The sequence below is a fragment of the Rhizobium sp. R634 genome (assembly GCF_002211305.1).
Classification (GTDB): Bacteria; Pseudomonadota; Alphaproteobacteria; order Rhizobiales; family Rhizobiaceae; genus Rhizobium.
Map to the genome: position 1 here is coordinate 180,794 of NZ_LOKW01000002.1, position 25,049 is coordinate 205,842.

A 25,049-nucleotide genomic window follows, 5' to 3' on the forward strand; every position below is an offset into this window, starting at 1 on the left:
GGAGAACGATCAGGCAGAGAGGCACTTGAGGAAACCATCCACATCCGCGTCCGTCGTCGCGAAGCTGGTGACGAGCCGGATCAGGGTTTCGCTGCCGGAAACGAGTTCGGGCGTTGCCGCAGGCACCGGCCATTCATAGAATTTCGCGCCTTTTTCCTCGGCTGTTTTCACGGCATTTTTGCTGATGACGGCAAAGACTTCGTTGGAGGCGGTCGGCCAGGCGAGGCGGGCGGCATTGCTGGCGCCGATGCCGGCGCGCAGGCGGTCGGCCATGGCGTTCGAATGGCGGGCGAGATCGAGCCAGAGGCCGTTTTCGAAATAAGCGTCTAACTGGGCGGCGATGAAACGCGACTTCGAAAAGAGCTGGGCCGCACGCTTGCGGATGAAGGGCATTTCCCTTGCCTGATCCGGGTTGAAGAAGACGATCGCTTCCGCGCACCAGCAGCCGTTCTTGGTGCCGCCGAAGGAGAGCATGTCGACGCCGCGTTTCCAGGTCATTTCGGCCGGAGTGGCGCCGAGCGCAATCAGCGCATTGGCGAAGCGGGCGCCGTCCATGTGGAGCGGCAGGTCGCGCTTTCTCGATATGGCGGCGATCTCGCCGATCTCGGGCAGGGAATAGACCGTGCCGATCTCGGTTGCCTGGGTGATGGTCACCGCGCTGGCGCGTCCGTGACGGAGGGCGTCCTCGGGAAAGTTTGCGATCCTCGCGGAAAGCTTGGCCGGATCGATCTTGCCGGCTTCGCCGTCGACGGCGACGAGGCGGGAAGAGCCGGAGAAGAATTCCGGCGCGCCGCATTCATCTTCGATCACATGCGCTTCCGAATGGCAGAAGGTGATGCCGCCGGGGCGCTGGACGCTTGCCAGCGACAGGGAGTTGGCGGCCGTGCCGGTGGCGACGAAGAAAACGGAAACCTCACGTTCGAAAATCTCGCAGAAGCGGGCCTCGATCTTTCGGTCGAGATCGCCGGCGCCATAGGCCGGGGCGAAGCCGGCCGATTCCGCCAGCAGGCGTTCGGCAATGGATCTATGGGCGCCGGCCCAATTATCGGAAGCAAAGAACATGGCAGAGACCGTGGGGAGTGGAATGGATTGGAGGTTTGCGGCGGAGATTACGCCAAAGCTTCAAGGGATCAAGGCTATTGCCCATAATCCATCACCGAAATTGAACTGCGCAATCAATAAATAAAATGAATGAGGTTTTCGTAATTTTATTTCGCCATTGCGACTGATTTGGTAATCTTCCTTCGCAAAATGACGATTTTTGTCGCGGCGCTCTTGCGGAGCCAAATGCTTTCTGGCATAGAACGGATGAATTAGGACAGTGTTGCTGTCCTATTTTGGCCTTTGCGGCCGAAGAGGCGCCGAAAGCCCTGGAACAAGCGGGCTTTCACGTTATAGTTCTTCCGAGCGCCAAGCCCCACGATGGGCGGCGCGCGGAGGCGAATGGCAGGCGCGGAACGCGACGGTTTGCTTTCCTTTGAAGCAGATGTCTGCGGCGATCTTCACAATGCAACAGCGCTGTCATGCGCCGAACCTATTTTCAGGTTGCGGCGCGGGACGAAAAGCCGCCCGCGGCACCGTGGGCTTCGACAGGAGGAAAGATGATGACGAAGACGCCATCCATGGAATTTGACCGGTTTGCTGCTGCCGAGGCGCGCGCGACGGCCAATATGTCCAAATCCGCCTCCGGCCTGCCGAAGAAACAGGGGCTTTACGATCCTTCCAACGAACATGATGCCTGCGGCGTCGGCTTCGTCGCGCATATGAAGGGTGAGAAGTCGCACCAGATCGTCAAGGACGGCCTCTTCATTCTCGAGAACCTGACGCATCGCGGCGCCGTCGGCGCCGATCCGCTGATGGGCGACGGCGCAGGCATCCTGGTGCAGATCCCGGACCAGTTCTTCCGCGAGGAAATGGCCGCGCAGGGCATCACCCTGCCGCCGGCCGGCGAATATGGCGTCGGCCATATCTTCATGCCGCGCGACGAAAAGCAGATCGAGCACTTCAAGAAGGTGATCAAGGACGTCATCGTCGAGGAGGGCCAGGTCTTCATCGGCTTCCGCGACGTGCCTGTCGACAATTCCTCGCTCTCCAAGGCGCCTGACATCGCCGCGACCGAGCCGCATCACGTGCAGGTCTTCATCGGCGCCGGTGAGGATGCCGAAAACAACGAGGAGTTCGAGCGCCGGCTGTTCACGCTGCGCAAGGTCATCTCCAACCGCATCTATGATGAGTTCGACGGCGAGGAGAGCAATTTCTATCCGGTCTCGCTGTCGTCGGCGACCGTGGTCTACAAGGGCATGTTCCTGGCCTATCAGGTCGGCGCCTATTATAAGGACTTGTCCGACCCGCGTTTCGAAAGCGCGGTGGCACTCGTGCACCAGCGCTTTTCGACCAACACCTTCCCGTCGTGGAAGCTCGCGCACCCCTATCGCATGGTCGCCCATAACGGCGAGATCAACACGCTGCGCGGCAACGTCAACTGGATGGCGGCGCGCCAGGCATCGGTTTCTTCGCCGCTGTTCGGAGAGGACATTTCCAAGCTCTGGCCGATTTCCTACGAGGGCCAGTCGGACACGGCCTGCTTCGACAATGCGCTGGAATTCCTGGTGCGCGGCGGCTATTCGCTGGCGCATGCGGTGATGATGCTGATCCCGGAAGCCTGGGCCGGCAACCAGTCGATGGCGGCCGAACGCAAGGCTTTCTACGAATATCACGCGGCATTGATGGAGCCGTGGGACGGACCGGCTGCCGTTGCCTTCACCGACGGCAAGCAGATCGGCGCGACGCTCGACCGCAACGGCCTGCGGCCGGCGCGTTACCTCGTGACCGATGACGACCGCGTCATCATGGCATCCGAGGCCGGCGTCCTGCCGGTTCCGGAAGAGAAGATCATCCAGAAGTGGCGCCTGCAGCCGGGCAAGATGCTGCTGATCGACATGGAAGAAGGCCGCATCATCTCCGATGACGAGGTCAAGTCGAAACTCGCGACGGCGCATCCCTACCGCAGCTGGCTCGACCGCACCCAGCTCATCCTCGAAGAGCTGAAGCCGGTGGAGCCCCGGGCGCTGCGTCGCGACGTGTCGCTGCTCGACCGTCAGCAGGCCTTCGGCTACACGACCGAGGATACCCGCATCCTGATGTCGCCGATGGCGACGACGGGGCAGGAAGCGATCGGCTCGATGGGCACGGATACGCCGATCTCGGCGATGTCGGAAAAGCCGAAGCTGCTCTATACCTATTTCAAGCAGAACTTCGCGCAGGTGACGAACCCGCCGATCGATCCGATCCGCGAAGAGCTCGTCATGAGCCTCGTCTCCTTCATCGGCCCGCGCCCGAACATTCTCGACCACGAGGGCATGGCAAACGCCAAGCGCCTCGAAGTGCGCCAGCCGATCCTGACCAATGGCGATCTCGAAAAGATCCGCTCGATCGGCCATACGGAAGACCGTTTCGACACCAAGACGCTCGATTTCACCTATGACATCGAGCGCGGTGCGGCCGGCATGCCCGAAATGCTGGACCGGCTCTGCGAACGCGCGGAGGCGGCCGTCAAGGGCGGCTACAACATCATCGTGCTCTCCGACCGCCAGATCGGCCCCGACAGAATCGCCATTCCGGCGCTGTTGGCGACGGCTGCCGTGCACCATCACCTGATCCGCAAGGGGCTTCGCACCTCCGTCGGTCTCGTCGTCGAGACCGGGGAGCCGCGCGAAGTGCATCATTTCTGCCTGCTCGCCGGCTACGGCGCCGAGGCGATCAACCCTTATCTCGCTTTCGACACGCTGCTCGACATGCATGCCAAGGGCGAATTCCCGAAGGAAGTCGATGCCTCGGAAATCGTCTACCGCTACATCAAGGCGGTCGGCAAAGGCATCCTCAAGGTGATGTCGAAGATGGGCATCTCGACCTACCAGTCCTATTGCGGCGCGCAGATCTTCGATGCGATCGGCCTGTCGTCTGAGCTGGTCGACAAGTATTTCTTCGGAACCGCGACGATGATCGAAGGCATCGGCCTCGAAGCGATCGCCGAGGAGACCGTTGCCCGCCACACCGCGGCCTTCGGCAAGGATCCGCTGCTGGCGACAACGCTCGATATCGGCGGCGAATATGCCTACCGCATGCGCGGCGAAAGCCATGCCTGGACCCCGGATGCGGTTGCCGCCCTTCAGCATGCCGTGCGCGGCAATGCCGAGGATCGCTACCGCGAATTCTCGGAAATGGTGAACAATTCGGCGCTGCGGATGAACACGATCCGCGGGCTCTTCAACATCAAGAGCGCCGAGGCGCTCGGACGCAAGCCGGTATCGATCGACGAGGTCGAGCCGGCCGCCGATATCGTCAAGCGTTTCTCGACCGGGGCGATGTCCTTCGGCTCGATCTCCAGGGAGGCGCATACGACGCTGGCGATCGCCATGAACCGGATCGGCGGCAAGTCGAACACAGGCGAAGGCGGCGAGGAATCCGACCGCTACATGCCGCTCTCGGATGGTTCGATGAACCCGGAACGTTCGGCGATCAAGCAGATCGCTTCGGGCCGCTTCGGCGTCACGACCGAATATCTGGTCAATGCCGACGTGCTGCAGATCAAGGTCGCGCAGGGCGCCAAGCCCGGCGAAGGCGGCCAGTTGCCGGGTCACAAGGTCGACGCCACCGTTGCCAAGACCCGCCACTCGACCCCGGGCGTCGGCCTGATCTCGCCGCCGCCGCACCACGACATCTATTCGATCGAGGATCTGGCGCAGCTGATCTACGATCTGAAGAACGTCAACCCGACTTCCGACGTTTCGGTCAAGCTCGTCTCCGAAGTCGGCGTCGGCACCGTCGCCGCCGGTGTCGCCAAGGCGCGCGCCGACCATATCACGGTCGCGGGCTTCGATGGCGGGACGGGCGCGTCTCCGCTGACCTCGCTCAAGCATGCCGGCAGCCCTTGGGAGATCGGCCTTGCCGAGACCCAGCAAACGCTGGTGCTGAACGGCTTGCGTTCGCGCATCGCGCTGCAGGTGGACGGCGGCCTGAAGACCGGCCGCGATGTCATCATCGGAGCGCTGCTCGGCGCAGACGAGTTCGGCTTCGCCACCGCGCCGCTGATTGCGGCTGGCTGCATCATGATGCGCAAGTGCCATCTCAACACCTGTCCGGTCGGCGTGGCGACGCAGGATCCGGTGCTGCGCAAGCGCTTCAAGGGCACGCCGGAGCACGTCATCAACTACTTCTTCTTCGTTGCCAACGAAGTGCGCGAAATCCTCGCCTCGCTCGGCTTCACCCGGCTCGATGACATCATCGGCGCTTCGGAGTTGCTGGAGAAGGACGAGATGCTGGCGCACTGGAAGGCGAAGGGTCTCGACTTCAGCCGTATCTTCCACAAGATCGACGCTCCCAAGGAGGAGACCTTCTGGACGAGCCGGCAACAGCATCCGATCGACGATATTCTCGACCGGGCGCTGATCGAACAGGCGCAGCCGGCGCTGACGGACAAGACGCCCGTCGCCTTCGAGGTCGGCATCAAGAACGTCGACCGGTCGGCGGGCGCGATGCTGTCCGGCGAAGTCGCCAAGCGCTTCCGCCATCGCGGGCTGAAGGAAGACACGATAAATGTGACGCTTCGCGGCACGGCGGGACAGAGCTTCGGCGCCTTCCTGGCGCGCGGCGTCACCTTCAACCTGATCGGCGACGGCAACGACTATGTCGGCAAGGGGCTTTCGGGCGGCAAGATCATCATCCGGCCGCCGGAGAATTCCCGGATCGTCGCCGAGAACTCGATCATCGTCGGCAACACCGTGCTTTACGGCGCGACCGAGGGCGAATGCTATTTCCGCGGTGTGGCGGGCGAACGTTTCGCCGTCCGCAACTCGGGTGCGATCGCTATTGTGGAAGGCGTCGGCGATCATGGCTGCGAATATATGACCGGCGGTGTCGTCGTCGTGCTCGGCGCCACGGGCCGCAACTTCGCGGCCGGCATGTCCGGCGGTGTCGCTTACGTGCTCGATGAAACCGGCGATTTCGCCAGCCGCTGCAACATGGCGATGGTCGAGCTGGAGCCGGTGCCGGAAGAGGACGACATGCTGGAGAAGCTGCACCATCATGGCGGCGATCTCATGCACAAGGGACGCGTCGACGTCTCGGGTGACATGACACGCCACGACGAGGAGCGCCTTTATCAGCTGATCTCCAACCATCTGCACTATACGGGCTCATCCCGCGCCCAGCAGATCCTCGACAACTGGGCCGACTACCGTCCGAAGTTCCGCAAGGTGATGCCGGTCGAATATCGTCGGGCGCTCGAGGAAATGGAACGCAGCCGGATGGGCATCGCCGCAGAGTGATTTGCGCCGGATATCGGCCGCCTGCCGAACGCAGATGGCCGATGTCGGAAACGTCTCGATGACCCGTGACGATCATGCCGGCGAAAGGCCGTCCAGATCGCGCGGATGTTTCAGGGGATATGTTCCAATGACGGTCAAGAGAAGCAACCCGCCCGGGATACCGGGACTGACGACAGACAACTGGCCCCGAGTGAGGCGGTCATGAGGGTAAGGGACGAAGAAATGGGTAAGGTAACAGGATTTCTGGAAATCGACCGGCAGGTGGCGAAGTACCAGCCGGCGTCGGATCGCATCCGTCATTTCCGCGAGTTCACGATCCCGATGTCGGACCCGGAAGTGCAGAAACAGGCGGCGCGCTGCATGGACTGTGGCATCCCCTATTGTCACGGCCCGACCGGCTGCCCGGTGCATAACCAGATTCCTGACTGGAACGACCTCGTTTACAACAACAATTGGGAAGCGGCGATCCAGAACCTGCATTCGACCAACAACTTCCCGGAGTTCACCGGCCGTGTCTGCCCCGCGCCTTGCGAGGAAGCCTGTACGCTGAATCTCGAGGATGCGCCGGTCGCGATCAAGACCGTCGAACAGGCGATTGCCGACAAGGCGTATGAGCTCGGTTTCATCCGGCCGCAGCCGGCCACCGTCCATACCGGCAAGAAGGTCGCGGTGATCGGCTCCGGCCCGGCCGGCATGGCGGCTGCCCAGCAGCTCGGCCGCGCCGGCCACGAGGTGCATGTCTACGAGCGCGAGACGAAGCCCGGCGGCCTGCTGCGTTACGGCATTCCCGATTTCAAGATGGAGAAGAACTTCATCGACCGCCGCGTCGAGCAGATGAAGGGCGAGGGCGTCACCTTCCATTGCGGCGTCAATGTCGGCGTCGACGTCAAGGTCGAGCAGTTGCTCGCCGACCATGACGCCGTTCTCTACTGCGGCGGCTCCGAGACGCCGCGCGAGGCGGGCATTCCGGGCATTGACCTTGCCGGCGTGCATGATGCGATGCCCTATCTCGTGCAGCAGAACCGCCGCGTCGGGCGTGAAAACATCGACAGCGTCGGCTGGCCGTCGGATCCGATCCTTGCCGGCGCCAAGCATGTCGTCGTCGTCGGTGGCGGCGACACGGCTTCGGACTGCGTCGGCACGGCGTTCCGCCAGGGCGCCGTCAAGGTCACCCAGCTCGACATTCGGCCGCAGCCGCCGGAGAAGGAAGACAAGCTTGCCGTCTGGCCCTTCTGGGCGACGAAGATGCGTACCTCCTCCTCGCAGGCCGAGGGCGCCGTGCGCGAATTCCAGGTGGCGACGCTTGAATTCGTCGGCGAAGACGGCGTGCTGACCGGCGTCAAATGCTGCGAGGTCGACGAGCGGCGCCGCCCGGTCGCGGGCACGGAATTCGTCATTCGTGCCGATCTCGCTTTCATCGCCATCGGTTTCCGCGGCCCGTTTACGACAAGCGTGCTGAAGGAGCTCGAAGGCAAGCTGACGCTCAACACCGACAGGCGCGGCTCGACCAACGTCGTCGCCAACGATCGCGACTACAAGACCTCGGTCGACAAGTTCTGGACGGCGGGCGACGTGCGCCGCGGCCAGTCGCTGGTGGTCTGGGCGATCCGCGAAGGCCGTCAGGCCGCTCGCGCCATCGACGAGGCCTTGATGGGCTCGACCGTGCTGCCGCACTGACAGCCGGCTCACACGGGCTTAGGACGACACGACTCCGCCTTCACCGGCGGAGTTTTTTTATGGAGTGTTGCATCCGACCCAGGTCTTTATTGCCGGTGCGACCGCTTGACGCGCCGGTCTTCCGCGCAAGCCTCGAGCAATGCCGGGGCGTGAAGTTTGCGCCGGACGCGGGCTCCGGAAGAGCCAGCGGCGACCGGAGCGGAGGTGCCCCGCCGTTTCGGCCAAGGCATTTCACCATCGGCCGCGGCTCTGGGGATATTGACCGCCGTGAACGATCGACAAGGATTTTTCAAATGGTTTCCGCAGTTGACAGCACACGGCTGGTTTCGGCCCAATATGCCCTGAAGAACCTCCGCAATTCCGACGACGGCGAGCAGGATGCGCAAAGTTCGTCGGCGGCCAGTATCCTGAGCAGCTACGGGCTCGATTCGAGCTCCGCATCGCTTCTTTCCAACCAGGCCCTGTCAGGGCTGCTCGACACGCTTTCATCCCAGAGCGACACGACCGAAGAGACCGGTGCGACGGGTGAGAGCGCCGATATCACCAGCGCCTCCTTCATGTCGATGCTGAAGCAGCAGCTGCAGGATGCGGCTGCGGCCGAAGGCGAGAGCGGCAAGGCTCACGATATGCTGGCGGCGCTGGAGGCCGGCACGCTCGCCATCTCCGATCCGACGCAGGGCGTGTCGGTCGCCGCCTGGGACGTCGACGATCCCGAGGAGGCGGATACCGAAAGCAAGGCCGGCGAGGCGATCGACGTCAGTGGCTGGAGCGACTTCCTCAATGCACATCTGGAGCGTGGCTCAGACGGCGCCTTCGTTAAGGAAAACGGCAGCTATGTCGACCAGACGAATGGCGGCAATGCCTTCTTCGGCCTGATCGGTTCGAACTACTATTATCTGAACTGGCCGCAGGCGGCTGCGAAGTGAAGGGAATGAAGGCTATCATCAGAGCATGATGTCGTCCGAAAACCGCAGACGCTTTTCGGCATCATGCTCGCACCGCTTTCTCATTTTACCGAGACTTCGGCCGGCGTCTTGGCCGCCGGCATCCGGTAATCATCGACACGTCCGACGGGCGCCGGCGTCATCTCGCCCTGCTCGACGAGAAGATCGCGCGGCGATTTCGTCAGCGTCACGGGCGGCGGCCTTGCCCCGAGAAGCTCGGTGCCGCCGTCGAGATTGGGGTCGGAGAGGCTGATCGGCACGGTGTGCTCGACCGGATTGGTGGGAAGGCCGAGACCCGGCATGGCGCTTTCGTCCAGCCGCACCAGATCCGGGCTTGCCTGGGTGCCGAGAATGCGGCGGGCAGGCTTTTCCACATAGAAAGCAATCTTGCGGCGGCCGGCCTGCGTGAGGTTGATGCCGTCGGAGGTGCGCAGGCGCACCTGCTGGCCGTTCACATCCGAACCGGTGACGATGAAGTTGCCGTTTTCGTCGACGAAGCCATCCCAGATATCGACGAATTCGCCGCCGATGCTCTCCACCTGGTTGCGGTAGAGCTGGTTCATCTGGACGGCATCGGCCGTCATCTGATCGGATTCGAAGGCGGGAAGCCCGACCCAAAGCAAGGGGATCTTGCGTTCGGTGACTTCCTTGCCGAAGGAAAGGACGCGGCGGCGATATTCGGTGAACCAGCCGTCGGTGCGGAATTTTTCCTTGGCGGTGTCGGTCACCATCTGCTGACGATCGTTGGCGCCGATCATGACGACGACCATTGCCGGCTTCAGCTCGTCGATCATCTTCGGCAGCTGTTCCGGCCAGTCGTAATAATCGTCGCGGACGAGACCGGAGGAGACGTTGCCGCGGGCTTCGACGATGACGCCGGGCGAGGTCTCGAAGGCAGCGGTGAGACCGTCACCAAGGCCGCTGGCAAGGAAATCGCCGACGATCAAGATCTTCTTGGCGTCGCCGAGCTTCTGAACGACAGGTTCCTCCTGCACTGGCGGCCGCACAGGCGGCGCGGTGCGGGTATTAACCACGGCTTTCTGCGCCGGCGGGCGCTTGCGCTGCTGGCGTTTCGGCTGCGGGACATCGGGAGCCTGCGGACCTTCGTCGAGATAGCGTCGGCCGAGGAAGAAATCAAGGATCGACCGGCGCTGGTAGCGCTGCTCCTGAGCTTCTGCGACATGCACCGGCGCAAACGCACCGAGGCAGAGCGACGCCGCCGTCAGGGCGAGCGTGAGCCAGCGGATTTTACGGGTCCGGTCGGTTTTCTTCATCATGGGCAGTTCCGCATCTGCCGGCATCTTGCACGCAGGGCAGGCCAGCGTCCACTCCCGCTATTTATTTAGGTCACGGTTCCGCCGCTTCTAGCGGCGGAGTGCGTTCAGAAGAGGCAGCGAGGGCTCGCCGTCCGGCTGCATGCCGATCCGCTCCTGCACCGCTGATATCGCCGCTTTCGAACCAGAGCCGAAATTGCCGTCGACTTCGCCATTGTAATAGCCGAGCGTCTTCAGGCGGGTCTGCAGCTCGAATTTTTCGGTGATGTCGAGGGCGCCATCCGGGCGCGGCCAGCGCTGCTGCATGCCGCCGTATCCGGCGATCTGATCGGCCAGCAGGCCAACGGCGAGCGCGTAGCTGTCCGACGCATTGTAATTCTTGATGGTGAAGAAATTGGCCGTCATCAGGAAGCCCGGGCCACCCGGCCCGGCCGGCATCTTCAGCACGGCCTTGGTGCCGCCTTCGCGGAAGGCCTTGCCGTTCGGACGCTTCAGGCCGAGCTCCGCCCATTGGGCGAGCGTATGGGTTTTGCCGGACTGCTTGGCTGCGGCTGCGGGAACGACGACCTCGTAGCCCCAGGTCTTGCCGGTATCCCAGCCGTTCTTCATCAAGAGGTTGGCCGAGGTCGCCAGCGCGTCGGGCACCGAATTCCAGATGTCGCGATGACCGTTGCCGTCGGCATCGACGGCATAAAGCAGGTAGCTCGTCGGGATGAACTGGGTGTGGCCCATGGCGCCCGCCCAGGAGCCGGTCATCTCACGCGCCGGCACATCGCCGCTCTGCAGGATCTTCAGCGCGGCGACCAGCTGCTTCTTGGCGAATTTGGCGCGGCGCGGATCGGCATAGGCGAGCGTTGCCAGGGCGCGCGGCACGTAATGCAGCCGGTCGTCCTTGTCGAGGATCGCGCCGTAGTTCGATTCCATCGACCAGATGGCGAGCAGAATGCTCTTGTCGACGCCGAAGCGCTGCTGGATCGCATTGAGGGTGCGCGCATGCTTGGCGGCCATCTCGCGGCCGATCTTGACGGTATAGGGATTGACGCGGGAATCGACGTAGTCCCAGATCTTCGAAGTGAATTCCGGCTGATAGGCAGCCTTTTCGAGCACGGTGGGATCGGGCTCGGTGACCCCAGAAAAGGCCTTTTGATAGGTTGCCTTACTGATGCCACTCTGAGCGGCTGTTTGGTAAAAATCCGCGATCCATTTCTGGAACCGGGAATCAGCTTTCGCGTTGTCGGGGACCAGCCCAACCTGGGCGGCGACAATAAGAGCGAGAGCAAGACCACGAAGGGAGTTTTTGTGATTCTGGGTCATCGACAGTCGTATCCCACATCTTCAGTTTCAGGCGCAGCAGGGCGTCATGTCCGCCCAGACCCGAGACTACAGGAACGGAGTCAACAAAATCTTTACCATGACCGTCCGCTGAGGTCACCAGTTGCAAAACAGTTGCAATTCTATACTAGTCAGACGTGAACGGCTTTATTTACAAGGCGATTTAGTCAAAGCAGGAGGCCTGTGTGGCGCATCAGAATAAAGTTCGTAAAGCAGTTTTTCCGGTAGCAGGCTTGGGGACGCGGTTCCTGCCGGCAACGAAGGCTGTTCCGAAGGAAATGTTGACCGTCGTCGACAAGCCGATCATTCAATATGTCGTCGATGAGGCGATCGAGGCCGGCATCGAGCATCTGGTTTTCGTCACCGGGCGCAACAAGCACGTCATCGAAGATTATTTCGACATTCATTTCGAGCTCGAGCAGACGCTCAAGGAGCGCGCTAAGAAGGCGGAAATCACCCTCCTGCAGCAACAGCTTCCCAAGGCAGGCACGGTGAGCTTTACCCGTCAGCAGGAGCCGCTCGGCCTCGGCCACGCCGTATGGTGCGCGCGCGAAATCGTCGGCGACGAGCCCTTCGCGCTGCTGTTGCCCGATATGATCATGAAGGGCGAAAAGGGCTGCATGAAGGGCATGATCGACCTTTACGGCCAGAGCGGCGGCAATATCATCGCCGTCGAGGAATGCGCACCCGATCAGGCACATAAATACGGCATCGTCGGCGTCGGCGAAGCGATCGGCGACGGCTTCCGCATCACCGGCATGGTGGAGAAGCCTGCCAAGGGAACGGCGCCTTCCAACTTCTTTATCAACGGCCGCTACATCCTGCAGCCGGAGATCTTCAAGATCCTCGAAACCCAGGAGCGCGGCGCCGGCAACGAGATCCAGCTCACCGACGGCATGCTGAAGCTCTTGAAGGAACAGGACTTCGCCGGTTACCACTTCCGCGGCACGACCTATGACTGCGGCGCCAAGGATGGCTTCATCCTGGCAAACGTCGCCTACGCCCTCGAACGCGCCGATATCCGCCCGACCGTCGAAGGCGGCTTCAAGGCATTGCTGGCCGGCCTGAAGTAAGCTTTCCGCCAAATTATTCAGTGACAGAGCGCCGCGCATCCTACCAGATGTGCGGCGCTTAGCGTTTTAGCTTGAGGCCGACGCCGGCCCGCCATTGCTGGGAATCGTCGCCTTCCTTGCGGGTGGTCAGCTCGTAGCCCAGCGTGCTGGTGAGATCGAGGTAGCGGTTGATGTTCCAGGTCAGGCCGGTCGCCGCGGTGTAGACGAGTTCGTCGTTGATGCTGCTGTCGGTGGGATAGTCGCGCCATATGACGCCGCCGATCATCGTGCCGACCAGATTGTCGCGCAGCTGATGGGTGACAGTCGTCGTTAGCGCGTGCGAGACGTAGCCGCTCTCGCCCGGCGTGGTCGTCGGCTGGATGCTCGTCTGCAGGTCGAGATTGACATCGGTGCCGCGGATCGGCGACCAGAGCAGGCTCGCATCGAGCGTAGCGGTGTCGATCGAAGACAGCCGGCTGTCTTCGAAGTCCGCTCTCTCGTAGCCGATGCCGACCTCACCCTTCAGCTTTTCGCCGAGATCGACCTCGATGCCGGCCTTGGCGCCGTAGCTATGGCCCGAACGCTCGTAACCGGCGGAATCGCGCGTTTCGTCATAGAGAGTCCGGCCGATCGTGGCCTCGATGAAGGGAATGAGCGCAGGCGACAACTCATAACCGACGCGGCCGCGCAAGGTGCCCGTGGTCTGGTTGCGGTCGCTCAAGGTCACGGTCGTGCCGTTTGCCAGCGTGGCGTCGGAATAGATCGAGCGGGTGAGCGCCAGCGCCGTCGTGCCGCGCAGGATGCCGAAATCGCGCTGGACGGAGGCGCCGGCAGTGAACTCCTGCACGTCCGACTGCTGCGTGGCATCGGCGATGGCGTCGGGATCGTCGGTATCTTCCCGGTAGAAATTGTAACCCGCGGTGAGGTGCGCGACCGTATCGTCGGGAAGATCCAGCCGGAGGTCGCCGTTGACCTTGAAGGAGGGCTGTTCCTCGCCTTCGCCGCTGATATTCTGCTGCCAGGCGCCTTCCGAGGTGACGGTCAGCTGATGCCGGCCCCAGTCGGAGGTGAGCGTCGCGGCCGCATCGGTTTCGAGGAAAGCGCGCTGTTGGCGGGTGTTGCCGTCCTTGGTGGTCTCGGTGTTGATGCTCTGTGTCACGGTCGGGCGGAGCACGAAAGTGCCGATCGGGATGCCCGGCGTTTCCGCAGTCGAGGCGCTTTCGGCGGCCTTGCGGCGCGGCAGCGTTTCGTCGATCCCTGGTTCGCGGGTGTTCAGCCGGCGTATGTCATCATCGAGGATGGAGCCGGTGATATCGTCGCCGGATTGCGCATCCGATATGGCGGGCCTTTGCTGGGCTTCATCCGCATTTCCAGCCGCCCCGGCTGCCGCTGGAGCAGCGGAAACGTCGGTTTCGTCATCGAAACCGACGGCGGCATTCGTGGTGCTGCCCTGGGCGGCGGAGCGGCTGTCTGCGGTGTTTGCCTGAACTTGCGTAGCCGACTGCGCGAAGGCCGCCGTCTGGCCGAGAAGCAGGCTGCCGAACGCAGTCAAGCAGACGACACGGCTCATGGCGCGGAGCGGCGTCACACTGCTCGTCTGTTTTGGCTGGCCCATGCAATTCGCGCCTGACATGCTTTCGGTTCTTACCCAAAGGTAAAGCCTTGTGGTTAATCATTCGTTGCCGGGGCCAAGCGTTGTTCACAATTCGGAAATATCCCAGGGTGGACTCGGAAAGTGAAAAGGTCTAACGCATCTGCATGAACAGAAGAGCGGTCAAACTCGTCGAAAACAGCGTGCTCGAATCGGCAAAACGCACGATAGAGACCGAAAAACGCGGTCTTGAAGCACTCGAGCAGGCTTTCGACAACGGATTGGCCGGCCCCTTTACGCGGGCCATCGAAGTCATCGGGGACATCTCCGGACGCGTGATCGTCACCGGCGTCGGCAAAAGCGGGCATATCGGCGCGAAGATGGCGGCGACATTTGCTTCGACCGGGACACCCGCCTTCTTCGTGCATGCGGCCGAAGCCAATCACGGCGACCTCGGCATGATCGCGCGCGACGACGTCGTGCTGGCGATTTCCAAGGGCGGCGAGAGCGCCGAGCTCAAGAGCATCATCTCCTTCACGCGGCGCTTCTCCATTCCGCTGATCGCGCTCACCTGCGGCGAGCGCTCTTCGCTTGCGACGGCTGCCGACATCGTGCTTCTGGTGCCGAACGAACAGGAAGCCTGCCCGAACGGTCTGGCGCCGACGACTTCGACGCTGATGCAGCTCGCGCTCGGCGATGCGCTCGCGGTGGCGCTCCTGGAGGCACGCGGCTTTACCGCCACCGATTTCCACGTCTTCCATCCGGGCGGCAAACTCGGCGCGAGCCTCACCCATGTCGCCGATATCATGCATACCGGCGAGCGGCTGCCGCTTGTCGCCAAGGGCACGCCGATGCCGGAGGCGATCACGGTGCTGTCGCGCAAGCATTTCGGCTGCGTCGGCGTGCTCGACGAGGATGGCCGGCTCTGCGGCATCGTCACCGACGGCGACATGTCGCGCAATCTGACCCGCAATCTTGCCGAACTCGCCGTCGACGACGTCATGACGAAGACGCCGAAGACGGTGAAGCCGACGATGCTGGCGACCGCGGCGCTCGCGCTGCTCAACCAGCATCATATCGGCGCGCTGATCGTCATCGATGACGACGGCCGACCGATCGGGCTGGTGCATTTCCACGACCTGCTGCGGATCGGCGTCGCCTGATCAGAATTGTTGGGTCAGATCGGCTCGACCCTGAGGTCGCGGCCGTTGCTCGAGACCACCTTGACCTGCGTTCCCACGGGAAGGTCGGGTCCCATCACCTGCCATAGCGTATCGTCGAGACGGATGCGGCCGCGGCCCTCGCGGATCGGTTCCTGCAATGTCGCCGTCCGGCCGACGAGGCTCGCGCCGCGCTGATTGAGGAAGGGCTCGTCGGTGGCGGCATGGCGCAGCACCAGCCGCCGGCCGGCAAAGGTCGTGGCGACGGCCAGCAGCGCAAAAAGGATTGCCTGCAGCTCCCAGACCCAGAAGGCGCTGTCCCAGAAAAGCAGCGACAGCGCGCCGACGATCAGGGCGGCAAGGCCGATCCAGACCAGGAAGAAGCCGGGCACCATCATCTCGGCGGCAAGCAGCACGAGGCCTGCCACCCACCAGCTCCAGGGCCCGAGTTCGGCGACGATCTTCGCCAGCATGGCTTAGCGCTCCGGATCCGGGTTGAAGGGATTGGGGCTCGGCGGATTGATCGGCGGCGTCGAGCGGACCGGTGCGGGGCGCGGACGCGGCGGCAGCGGCGTTGCCGGGTTGTTGCCGGCATCACCAAAGACTTCACGGGCAATGGCGCCGATGCCGCCGAGCGAACTCAGGATGGAAGAGGCTTCCATCGGCATCAGCACGATCTTGGAATTGGGTGCCGAACCGATCGAGGTGAGCGCCTCGGTGTATTTCTGCGCGACGAAATAGTTGATCGCCTGGACGTCGCCGGCGGCAATCGCTTCGGAGACCATTCTCGTCGCCTTGGCTTCTGCCTCGGCCAGGCGCTCGCGGGCTTCGGCATTGCGGAAGGCGGCTTCGCGCTGGCCTTCGGCCTGCAGGATGGCGGATTGCTTGGCGCCCTCGGCCCTGAGGATCTGCGCATTGCGCGAACCTTCGGCTTCCAGCACCTGGGCGCGCTTCTCGCGCTCGGCCTTCATCTGCCGGGCCATGGCGTCGACGAGGTCGCGCGGCGGCTGAATGTCCTTGATTTCGACGCGGGTGACCTTGATGCCCCAGGGCTGCACCGCCTCGTCGACGACGCGCAACAAGCGGTCGTTGATCGCATCACGGTTTGAAAGCAGCTCGTCGAGATCCATGGAGCCCATAACCGAACGAATGTTGGTCATGGTGAGGTTGAGGATGGCGTTTTCGAGGTTGGAGACCTGATAGGCGGACTGGGCGGCGTTCAGCACCTGATAGAAGGCGACGGCATCGGCCGAAACCGAGGCATTGTCCTTGGTGATCACTTCCTGGGTGGGCACGTTCAGCACCTGCTCCATCACGTTCAACCGGGCGCCGACGCGCTCGATGAAGGGGGTGATGAGGTTGAGGCCAGGCTCCAGCGTGCGGGTATAACGCCCGAAGCGTTCGATCGTATAGCGATAGCCCTGCGGCACGGTCTTGATCCCGGCAAAGAGCACCAGGATGACGAAGATGACCAGAACGATCACGACGATGTCGAAGCCGCCGAACAGCATGAAAAATCCTCCCATCGGCGCATGCGCCCGCGCCCCACAACTAATGTGGTGAGTTAGCATGTTCTTTGCGAGGATGAAATCACGGCACGACGAGGCCGGCTTCCAACGGAAAAGGAGGTCTGTTCGGCAGGTCCTTCGGGCGATCGCCGGTTAGGTATCCGACGCTGTTTTTCGAAGAGGAATTCTCAGATCCAGCCCTGCAATTCGCGGCGCACGACCTTTTCCAGCACCTTCATGCCGTCATCGCCGTCGTTGAGGCAGGGGATATGCGTGAACTTGTCGCCGCCGTTCTCATGGAAGGAATGGGCGGCCTGTTCGGCGATCTCCTCAAGCGTTTCCAGACAGTCGGAGACGAAGCCGGGATTGATGACGGCGATGCGCTTGACGCCGTTTTGGGCGAGCTTCTCCACGGTCTTATCGGTGTAGGGCTGCAGCCATTCCTCCGGCCCGAAACGGGACTGGAAGGTGACCATGAAATTTCCCTTGGTCAGCCCGAGCCGCTCGCGCAGCAGCCGGCCGGTCTTCTGGCACTGACAGTAGTAAGGGTCGCCCTGCTTGAAATAGGACATCGGAATGCCGTGGAAGGAGGCGAGCAGCATCTCCGGCTTCCAGTCGAGCGTCGAAAGATGCCTTTCGACGGATTGGGCAAGCGCCTCGATATAGGTGTCGTCGTCGTGATAGTCGGGCACGGTGCGCAGCGCCGGCTGCCAGCGCATGGAAAGCAGCTTGTGGAAGGCCTTGTCGTTGACGGTTGCGGTCGTTGCCGCCGCATATTGCGGATAGAGCGGGAAGAGCACGATGCGGTCGCAGCCTTCTTGCTTCAGCGCCTCGATGCGCGAGGCGATCGACGGCGTGCCGTAGCGCATCGCCCAGTCGATCTTGACGTTAGCAAGATCCTTCAGCCGCCCGGCCATCAGTTCCGACTGATTGCGCGTATAGGTGCGCAGATAGCTTTCGTTCTTTTCCTTGTTCCAGATCAGCTCATAAGCCTTGCCGACCTTCTGCGGGCGGGTATTGAGCACGATGCCGAACAGGATCGGGTACCATTTCCAGCGAGACCATTCGATGACGCGGCGATCGGTCAGGAATTCCCTGAGATAGCGGCGCATCGAGCTATAATCGGTCCCGTCGGGCGTGCCGAGATTGACCAGCAGGACACCGACCTTGCCTGATTTGACGGCCGGATGGTCCGCCGGGCGGTGTGAAATATCTGCTGTCATTTTGGCCCCAACGCTCTCTTTTCTGTCTCGTCGGCTCATACGCAGCCGGGAGATCATGGTTCACCCTATAGAAAGAAAAACCGGCCCGGGAAACCCCGGACCGGCCGTTGCAATCGGGACAAATTGTCTTATTTCGCCGGAACTTCGATCTCCTTGCCGACCGTCAGGTGGCGCGGGTTCGGACTGCCGTTCGCCTCCGAGAGCTTCCGCCACAGCGTGCCGTCGCCATAGAAGGTGACGGCAAGATCCCAGAAGGTGTCGCCTGCGGCGATGACGTGGGTGGACGGCGTCGTTGCAGCGGGTGCAGAGGCTGCCGGCGCTGGTTCGGGGGCGGGCGCGGGTGCTGCCGGGGTGGCCGGGGCCGCAGGGGCAGGCTCGGTCGCCGGTGCGGGCGTCGCAGGGGCAGGAGCGGGCTCGGTTGCCGGGGCTGCCGGAGCAGCCGGTTCGGCGGCGGGCGCCTGGGCTACGGTCGCGCCGATTTCGGTGACGCGGCCGTCGGTATAGGGTTTGTAAGGTGAGTGCGCGGCCAGATATCCGGCGGTCACGTCGGCGAGATCCGGGCCGAAATCATAGGCGTTCTTGCCTTCCTTGAAGATCGAATAGCCATCGCCGCCGGCCCGCATGAAATTGTTGGTGGCGATTTTGTAGGTCTTGGCCTGGTCGATCGGAGCGAAGTTGTCGCCCTCCTTCACCTGGACATCGCTGACGCGGCTGCCGACAGGCTTAGACTGGTCGAAGGAGAATTTCAGACCGGCGACCTGCGGGAAGCGCCCGGCGCCCTGGTCGATCTGGCTGACACCATTTTCGAGCGCCTTGACGACATCGGCGCCGGTCGTCTCGAAGGTGGCGAGTGTGTTCTGGAACGGCAGGACGGTGATGACCTCGCCCTGGGTGACGTCGCCGCCGTCGATCGAAGCGCGCAGGCCGCCACCGTTCTGGAAGGCAATGGTGATGCCCTGGTTCCTGGTGCGGTCAAGCATGGCGTCGGCCACCAGATTGCCCATCGAGCATTCTTTGACTCTGCAGACCTTGCGGTCGCCCTCGATCGGGCCTTCGGAGGAGCCGATGATTTTCTTGCGCAGTTCCTCGATCGGCTTTGCCAGTTCGGCGACGCGGGTGACGACGGCCGGATCGGGCGTGAAGGAGGAATCGATCAGGATCGGGTCGCCCTTGGCATCCTTGACGACGCCGTTATCGTCGAAATTGACCACGAGATCGCCGAGATATTTGCTGTAGGAGGCGGCCTGGACGACCGGCACCTTGTAGCCGCCGGGATTGTCGACCATCGTCGGATAGGGGCCTTCGGCCTTCGCGTCGGTGTTCGAGAGCAGGCTGTGCGAATGGCCGCCGACGACGACATCGACGTCGGGAATCTTGGCGATCACGGCGAGATCGCGGGGGTAGCCGACATGGGTCAGCGCGATGATCTTGTTGACGCCCTGACCTTTCAGATCCTGGACGGCTGATGTGATAGTCTGAACGTCATCTTCGATGGTGACGTTCGGGCCGGGCGAGGACAGTTCCGGCGTATCGTTGGTGACGGCGCCGACGATGCCGATCTTTTGGCCGCCGACATCGAGCACCAGCGACGGCTTGATGCGGTCGCCGAGCTTGGAAGCGGCGGCCGCCTTGACGTTTGCCGTCACGACAGGGAATTGCACCTTGTCGAGAAAGGTCGCGAGCCCGTCCTCGCTGTCGTCGAATTCATGGTTGCCGACGGTCATCGCGTCGAACTTCATCATGTTCAGGAATTCGGCTTCGGCCGCGCCCTTATAGGTCGTGTAGAAGAGCGAACCCTGGAAGTTGTCGCCGGCATTCAGGAGAAGGACATTCTTGCCCGACAGTGCCTGACGGCGCTGGTCGATCGCGGTCTTCAGGCGGGCAGCGCCGCCGAAGCATTCCTTCTTGCCTTCCTCCTCGGCCGAGCAGGTGGAGTCGAACTTGTTGATCGATTCGATGCGTGAATGGAAATCGTTGATGTGAAGAATATTGAGTTCGTAATCCGCAAAGGCGGCACCCGCGCTCAGCGTCAGCATGGACGCGGTCAAAAGACCGAAGCTGAAAGACTTCGTCATCCCTGTTCTCCTGATTGAGGCGGGAGATCCCCCGATCCCCGCCGATCCCTTCCATGGTCCGCCGAGGCAATTCCCGGCACGCGGATGTTCTACCAGACGGTGCACGACCGCAAGGAAAAGCTGGGCCTGACGGGACGCTTTCCAAGGGGGAAGGAACAAAAAAGCCGGATTGGCTCATCCCGGGAAAGCCGGATCGGCTTATCCCAGGCATTCGCCGTCAGCGGCGTTCCGGTAGAGCTCGCGTGCCGCTTCGGCGATGTTGGGAAGAGTGGCGAGCGCAACGATCAGCCAGAACACGGCGACGACCCGGTGAAAGCGCCGGCCGGCCCGATAAGCAAGGAATGCGCCTGCGCCATAGATCAGAACGGCCGGCACGGCCAACATCAGAACCTGCAGCGGTCCGTCGCAATCGGGAGCCGCGATGCCTTGGGCACGATAGACGTTGGCCGGCAGAACAACCGCAATTGCCGCAAGCGGCATTGCAAGCAGCAGGATGAGGTAGCCGGCGAAGGCCCGCATGGTTCTATCCCCGCAAGCCCCGTCGCCATATGCCCTTATCAGCCGCGGCGGGAAAGCGTGAACTGGGCGCCGGAATCAGAGGTGCAATTGAGCTGGCTCGGATTGACGAGGGCGCAATTGACCTTGGACTGGGTGTTGCGCACCAGCGAGGTCATATTGATCTCGACCAGCGTCGGCGAGGTGTTGACATAGGTGCCGGAGGCGAGAAGCTGGTTGCTGTCGGTGGTGCGGGTGGTGAACGTGCCCCCCTGGAAAGTGGAGACGATGCCGTTCGGATCGCTCCAGCTGCCTTCGACGCCGGTGGGTGCGGGCGTGTTTGCAACCGGCAGGGGGCGCGGTCCCGATGAAACGCAGGCGGCAAGCGCGGCTGCTGCACCGACAAGAACGAGACCAGTTTTGATTTTCATAAGGCTTCTCCCGGCGATTCGGCGCGGGCGGAACCCGCTGCAGTTCGGGCAAAACATGGCGTGCACCGGTGAGGATGGCAAGTCTTGCAAGGTGGCGGGCAGCATTTATACAGCCGGCGTTACAAAAATGCCCGCCTTGCGGCGGGCATCTTCAAGTTGCACTGACGGTCTCAGCGAACGAGGATGTTCCTGAACTGCCAGGGATCCTTGGTGTCGATATCCTCGGGGAAGAGACCCGGACGGCCGTCGAGCGGGGTCCAGTCGGTATAGTGGCCTTCGACCGGGCCGAGATAGGGCATCTGCACTTCGAGGCAGCGCTTGTAGTCGATCTCATCGGCTTCGACGATGCCGGCCTTCGGGTTTTCCAGCGCCCAGACCATGCCGGCGAGAACCGCTGAGGTTACCTGCAGGCCGGTGGCGTTCTGGTAGGGGGCGATGCGGCGGGTTTCTTCCAGCGACAGGCGCGAGCCATACCAGTAGGCATTCTTCTCGTGGCCGTAGAGCAGGACGCCGAGTTCGTCGATGCCGTCCTCCAGCTCGTCCTCGTCGAGAACGTGATGGACCGGCTGCGGCGTGCCGCCATTGCCGAACATTTCATGCAGCGAGAGCACGGCGTCATTGGCCGGATGATAGGCATAGTGGCAGGTCGGGCGGAAGGTCACTTCACCGTCCTTGTCGCGGACCGTGAAATAATCGGCGATCGAGATCGACTCGTTATGGGTGACGAGGAAGCCGTATTGCGGGCCGGGGGTTGGGCACCAGGTGCGCACGCGGGTGTTGGCGCCCGGCTGCTCCAGGTAGATCGCCGCCTTGTTGCCCTTCTTGTGCTTCTTGGCGTTCTTCGGCATCCATTGTTCATGCGTGCCCCAGCCGAGTTCGGCCGGCTGCATGCCTTCGGAGATGAAGCCTTCGACCGACCATGTATTCCAGAAGACGTTCAGCGGCTTCGGATGCTTGGTGCGCTGGGTATCGCGCTCGGCGATGTGGACGCCCTTGACGCCGAGCTTCTTCATCAGCTTGGCCCAGCCTTCACGATCGTGCTGGTCCGGTTCGTCGAACTTCAGGCCCGTGTCGTTGGCGAGGTTGACGAGCGCCTGCTTGACGAACCAGGAGACCATGCCCGGATTGGCGCCGCAGGTGGAAACGGCCGTGGCGCCGCCCGGATTCTTCGCCTTTTCCTTGCGCACGGTTTCGCGCAGCGCATAGTTGGTGCGGTCGGCATTGCTCATGCCCTTGTCGAAATAGAAGCCGAGCCAGGGCTCGACGACCGTGTCGACGTAGAGCACGTCATGCTTGCGGCAGAGCTTGATAAGGTCGAGCGAGGAGGTGTCGACCGAGAGGTTGACGCAGAAACCCTGGCCTTCGCCTTCGGTCAGGAGCGGCTTCAGCAGCTCCTTGTAATTGTCCTTGGTGACATATTCCTTGATATGGCGGACGCCGTGCTTCTTCAGGATCTCCATGTCGGAGGGTTCTTCGCGCGGGTCGATGACGACCATCCGGCTCTTGTCGAATTTGAAGTGGCGCTCGATCAGCGGCAGCGTGCCGCGGCCGATGGAGCCAAAGCCGATCATCACGATCGGACCGGTAATTTCGGCATATACCGGATGGTTCTTGTCCGTCATTCTTTTCTCCTGTGGAAGGGGACGAAGGCGTTCAGCCTGAAGAATTCTTTTTGAAATAGCCGCAGAAATGCGAAGTGACCGGCTCTAACCATAAAACGGCGTCACAATAAAGAGCGTTGAGGGGGAAAGCTCAAATATCGGGCGGGCGAGCTGGCAAGGAGCGAGATCATCCGACCTCTCCCGCAAAATCAGCGTTTCAGGATTTCCAATCCTTCGGCCGTCGTCGTCACGGCAAGCTCGGTGATGTCGTATTCGGCGACGCCGTGGGTGGTGAAGGGGTCGGCGGCGACATAGGCCTCGATTTCGGCGCGGTCGCCGATCGCGAGGATCGCGCCGCCGGTGCGCGGCACCTTGCGGCCGGAGGCGAGGAACCAGCCCTTGGCATAGCCCTCCTTCACCCACGCCATATGCGGCTCCATGTGCCGGTCGGCTTCCTCGTTGGATTTGCGGTAGGTCAGGGAAAGAATGAACATAGTCAGCTCCTGATGAGGTTGGCGCGGATCAGGCCGCGCAGCGAGTTGCCGAGGTAAAGCGTGCCGGTATCGAGATCGGCAAGCGCAAGACGGCCGACACAGGCCTTGCGCTGGCAGATGAGCTCGGTGCGCAGCACGCCCGCCAGCAAGCCAGAGGAAATCGGCGGGGTCCGCAGGATGCCGCTTCCGTCGTCGAGAAAGATGGAGGTGATGGTGCCTTCGCAGACTTCGCCGCGTTCGTTCAACAGGATGACCTCATCGGCTTCATCAGGAGCATATTCAGCACGTGCGGCCTCGTAGACGGCGCGGCGTGTGGTCTTGACGCGCAGCAGCCTGTCGGCTGAGTGAAGGCGGGTCTTGGCGACGCGGACTGTCCAGACGGTCTGCGGCGCCTGCGGAACGAAGGGAGCGCTCGTCACCTCGATTCGGCCTTGTGCGTCGAAGGTCAGGCGGACGCGCAATGGGGCCGTCGCACCCGCAACCACTTCATCGAGCTTTGCCGCCGCGCCGGCCGGTTGCGGGAAGCCGAGGCGGCGGGCCGAGCGGGAAAGCCGGGCGAGATGCAGGCGCAGCCGGACGAAGCCTTCTCCGGGTTGCCAGCGCAGCGTCTCGATCAGCGAAAAATTGGTCATCGCGCGATCCGTTGGTCGCCGACGGCGAAGCGGGCCTTGAGCAGGCATTCTTCATATTCGGCCTCGGCTGTGGAGTCGAAAACGATGCCGCCGCCGACGTTGAAGACGGCTCTGCCGCCGTCAAAAAGCGTGATGGTGCGGATGGCGACGGAAAAACGCATGGCGCCTGACGGAGAGATCATGCCGATCGCGCCGCAATAGGCGTCGCGGGGTCCATCCTCGAGCGTGTGAAGGATCTCCATCGCCCGCATCTTCGGCGCGCCGGTAATCGACCCGCAGGGAAAAAGCGCGGCGAAGATGTCGCGGATGGAGAGGCCGGGAACGAGCCTTGCCTGCACATGGCTCACCATCTGGTGGACGGTCGGATAGGTCTCGACGTCGAAGAGCTTCGGCACATCGAGCGTGCCGACTTCGGTGATGCGGGAGATGTCGTTGCGCAGCAGGTCGACGATCATGCGGTTTTCCGCCTGCGTCTTGATATCGGCCCGCATGGCCGCGATGATTTCGGCATCCTCGGCGGGGCTGGCGCCGCGTTTCGCCGTGCCTTTCATCGGATGGGTCTCGATCCAGCCCTCTTCATCGGTGCGGAAGAAGAGCTCGGGCGAACGCGACAGGATGACCGGGCCGCCGAGATCGACCAGCGCACCGTATTTGACCGGTTGGCGTTCGATCAGCGACCAGAAGGCGGCACGGGGATCGCCGGTCCAGCGGGCTTCGACCGGCATGGTGAGGTTCGCCTGATAGGCGTCGCCGAGCCGCAGGTGCTCGTGAAGGCGGTCGAAACGCTCTTTATATATAGGGAAATCCCAGCCGGCTTTCGGATGAGTGAGAAATTCCTCATTTTCGAGGCGCTGTTTCGGTTGTGCAAGCGGATGCGTGTCCGGCTGCGGAGTGTCGAAGACGCCGAAACAGAGAAGCGGCGTCTCGCGGTTTTCGTCAGCGAAGGAGGCGAGTTTTTCCTCGAAGAGATATCCGGCCTCATAGGCCATGTAGCCCGCAAGCCATTTGCCTTCGGCCTTGGCCTCTTCCATCCTGACAAGGCCGGCGAAGAATTCGGCGCGCCTCCTCGCTATAATGATCTCGGCCGGCTCGGCGAAAAGCATCACCTGGCTGGTCGTGTCGTCGCGGAAGAGAATATAGGGATCAGACATGATTGCGCCGCATCTTGCTTGGCTATCCGATGCTTGCGATGTTTTTGCTCTCTGCTGCGCTGGGCGATGCGAAGCTCGTGGTT

19 protein-coding genes are annotated in these 25,049 nt (G+C 62.4%); 5 read left to right on the forward strand and 14 right to left on the reverse strand.

The window, feature by feature from the left end; translation table 11 throughout:
- Positions 1-9 precede the first annotated feature (9 nt).
- Positions 10-1,062: a low specificity L-threonine aldolase gene (locus ATY77_RS05085; RefSeq protein WP_088686392.1), complete on the reverse strand. Its 1,053-nt coding sequence runs from the start codon at positions 1,060-1,062 to the stop codon at positions 10-12.
- Between the two features lie 539 nt (positions 1,063-1,601).
- Between ATY77_RS05085 and gltB the strand changes: the two genes are divergently transcribed.
- The 3 genes from gltB (at position 1,602) to ATY77_RS05100 (ending at position 8,929) form a co-directional block, all read left to right on the forward strand.
- Positions 1,602-6,326 carry a glutamate synthase large subunit gene (gene gltB / locus ATY77_RS05090; protein WP_190237582.1) on the forward strand — a complete coding sequence of 1,575 codons (4,725 nt, stop codon included), beginning with the start codon at positions 1,602-1,604 and terminating at the stop codon, positions 6,324-6,326.
- 222 nt (positions 6,327-6,548) lie between these two features.
- Complete coding sequence (locus tag ATY77_RS05095; protein WP_088686393.1) at positions 6,549-8,003, forward strand: glutamate synthase subunit beta; 1,455 nt, start codon at positions 6,549-6,551, stop codon at positions 8,001-8,003.
- Positions 8,004-8,296: 293 nt separating this feature from the next.
- Positions 8,297-8,929: a hypothetical protein gene (locus ATY77_RS05100; RefSeq protein WP_088686394.1), complete on the forward strand. Its 633-nt coding sequence runs from the start codon at positions 8,297-8,299 to the stop codon at positions 8,927-8,929.
- Between the two features lie 80 nt (positions 8,930-9,009).
- Here ATY77_RS05100 and ATY77_RS05105 read toward each other — a convergent pair whose 3' ends face one another.
- Entirely contained in the window at positions 9,010-10,248 is a 1,239-nt protein-coding gene (locus ATY77_RS05105; protein WP_190237583.1) for a DUF459 domain-containing protein, read from the reverse strand.
- Between the two features lie 63 nt (positions 10,249-10,311).
- Positions 10,312-11,535 carry a lytic murein transglycosylase gene (locus ATY77_RS05110; protein ID WP_088686395.1) on the reverse strand — a complete coding sequence of 408 codons (1,224 nt, stop codon included), beginning with the start codon at positions 11,533-11,535 and terminating at the stop codon, positions 10,312-10,314.
- Between the two features lie 203 nt (positions 11,536-11,738).
- Between ATY77_RS05110 and galU the strand changes: the two genes are divergently transcribed.
- Complete coding sequence (galU, locus tag ATY77_RS05115; protein WP_088686396.1) at positions 11,739-12,626, forward strand: UTP--glucose-1-phosphate uridylyltransferase GalU; 888 nt, start codon at positions 11,739-11,741, stop codon at positions 12,624-12,626.
- Positions 12,627-12,684: 58 nt separating this feature from the next.
- On the opposite strand, the gene ATY77_RS05120 is transcribed toward galU, so the two are convergent.
- A complete protein-coding gene (locus ATY77_RS05120) occupies positions 12,685-14,220 on the reverse strand; it encodes an outer membrane beta-barrel protein (RefSeq protein ID WP_088686397.1) in 1,536 nt (511 codons plus the stop codon).
- 143 nt (positions 14,221-14,363) lie between these two features.
- Between ATY77_RS05120 and ATY77_RS05125 the strand changes: the two genes are divergently transcribed.
- Positions 14,364-15,359, forward strand: a complete 996-nt coding sequence (locus tag ATY77_RS05125; protein ID WP_088686398.1) for a KpsF/GutQ family sugar-phosphate isomerase — start codon at positions 14,364-14,366, stop codon at positions 15,357-15,359.
- Positions 15,360-15,373: 14 nt separating this feature from the next.
- Here ATY77_RS05125 and ATY77_RS05130 read toward each other — a convergent pair whose 3' ends face one another.
- From ATY77_RS05130 to ATY77_RS05175, 10 genes are all read right to left on the reverse strand, one after another.
- On the reverse strand, positions 15,374-15,829 hold the full coding sequence (locus tag ATY77_RS05130; RefSeq protein WP_088686399.1) for an NfeD family protein: 456 nt from the start codon (positions 15,827-15,829) through the stop codon (positions 15,374-15,376).
- 3 nt (positions 15,830-15,832) lie between these two features.
- Complete coding sequence (locus tag ATY77_RS05135) at positions 15,833-16,867, reverse strand: SPFH domain-containing protein (RefSeq protein ID WP_088686400.1); 1,035 nt, start codon at positions 16,865-16,867, stop codon at positions 15,833-15,835.
- 185 nt (positions 16,868-17,052) lie between these two features.
- On the reverse strand, positions 17,053-18,087 hold the full coding sequence (gene hemH / locus ATY77_RS05140; protein ID WP_088686401.1) for a ferrochelatase: 1,035 nt from the start codon (positions 18,085-18,087) through the stop codon (positions 17,053-17,055).
- 128 nt (positions 18,088-18,215) lie between these two features.
- Entirely contained in the window at positions 18,216-20,162 is a 1,947-nt protein-coding gene (locus ATY77_RS05145; protein ID WP_088686402.1) for a bifunctional metallophosphatase/5'-nucleotidase, read from the reverse strand.
- Positions 20,163-20,360: 198 nt separating this feature from the next.
- On the reverse strand, positions 20,361-20,681 hold the full coding sequence (locus ATY77_RS05150) for a hypothetical protein (protein WP_088686403.1): 321 nt from the start codon (positions 20,679-20,681) through the stop codon (positions 20,361-20,363).
- Positions 20,682-20,719: 38 nt separating this feature from the next.
- Positions 20,720-21,088 (reverse strand): outer membrane lipoprotein Omp10, encoded by a 369-nt coding sequence (gene omp10 / locus ATY77_RS05155; protein ID WP_088686404.1) that lies wholly within the window; start codon positions 21,086-21,088, stop codon positions 20,720-20,722.
- A 170-nt stretch (positions 21,089-21,258) separates the two neighbouring features.
- Positions 21,259-22,710 (reverse strand): homospermidine synthase, encoded by a 1,452-nt coding sequence (locus ATY77_RS05160; RefSeq protein ID WP_088677886.1) that lies wholly within the window; start codon positions 22,708-22,710, stop codon positions 21,259-21,261.
- A gap of 188 nt (positions 22,711-22,898) precedes the next feature.
- On the reverse strand, positions 22,899-23,183 hold the full coding sequence (locus ATY77_RS05165; protein WP_088686405.1) for a YciI family protein: 285 nt from the start codon (positions 23,181-23,183) through the stop codon (positions 22,899-22,901).
- A 2-nt stretch (positions 23,184-23,185) separates the two neighbouring features.
- The gene (locus tag ATY77_RS05170) at positions 23,186-23,815 is read right to left on the reverse strand and encodes an aminotransferase class IV family protein (protein WP_088686406.1); all 630 of its coding nucleotides are present in this window, start codon (positions 23,813-23,815) and stop codon (positions 23,186-23,188) included.
- Positions 23,812-24,966 carry an aminodeoxychorismate synthase component I gene (locus ATY77_RS05175; protein WP_088686407.1) on the reverse strand — a complete coding sequence of 385 codons (1,155 nt, stop codon included), beginning with the start codon at positions 24,964-24,966 and terminating at the stop codon, positions 23,812-23,814. Before ATY77_RS05175 ends, ATY77_RS05170 begins: the two co-directional genes overlap by 4 nt.
- Positions 24,967-25,049: the final 83 nt, after the last annotated feature.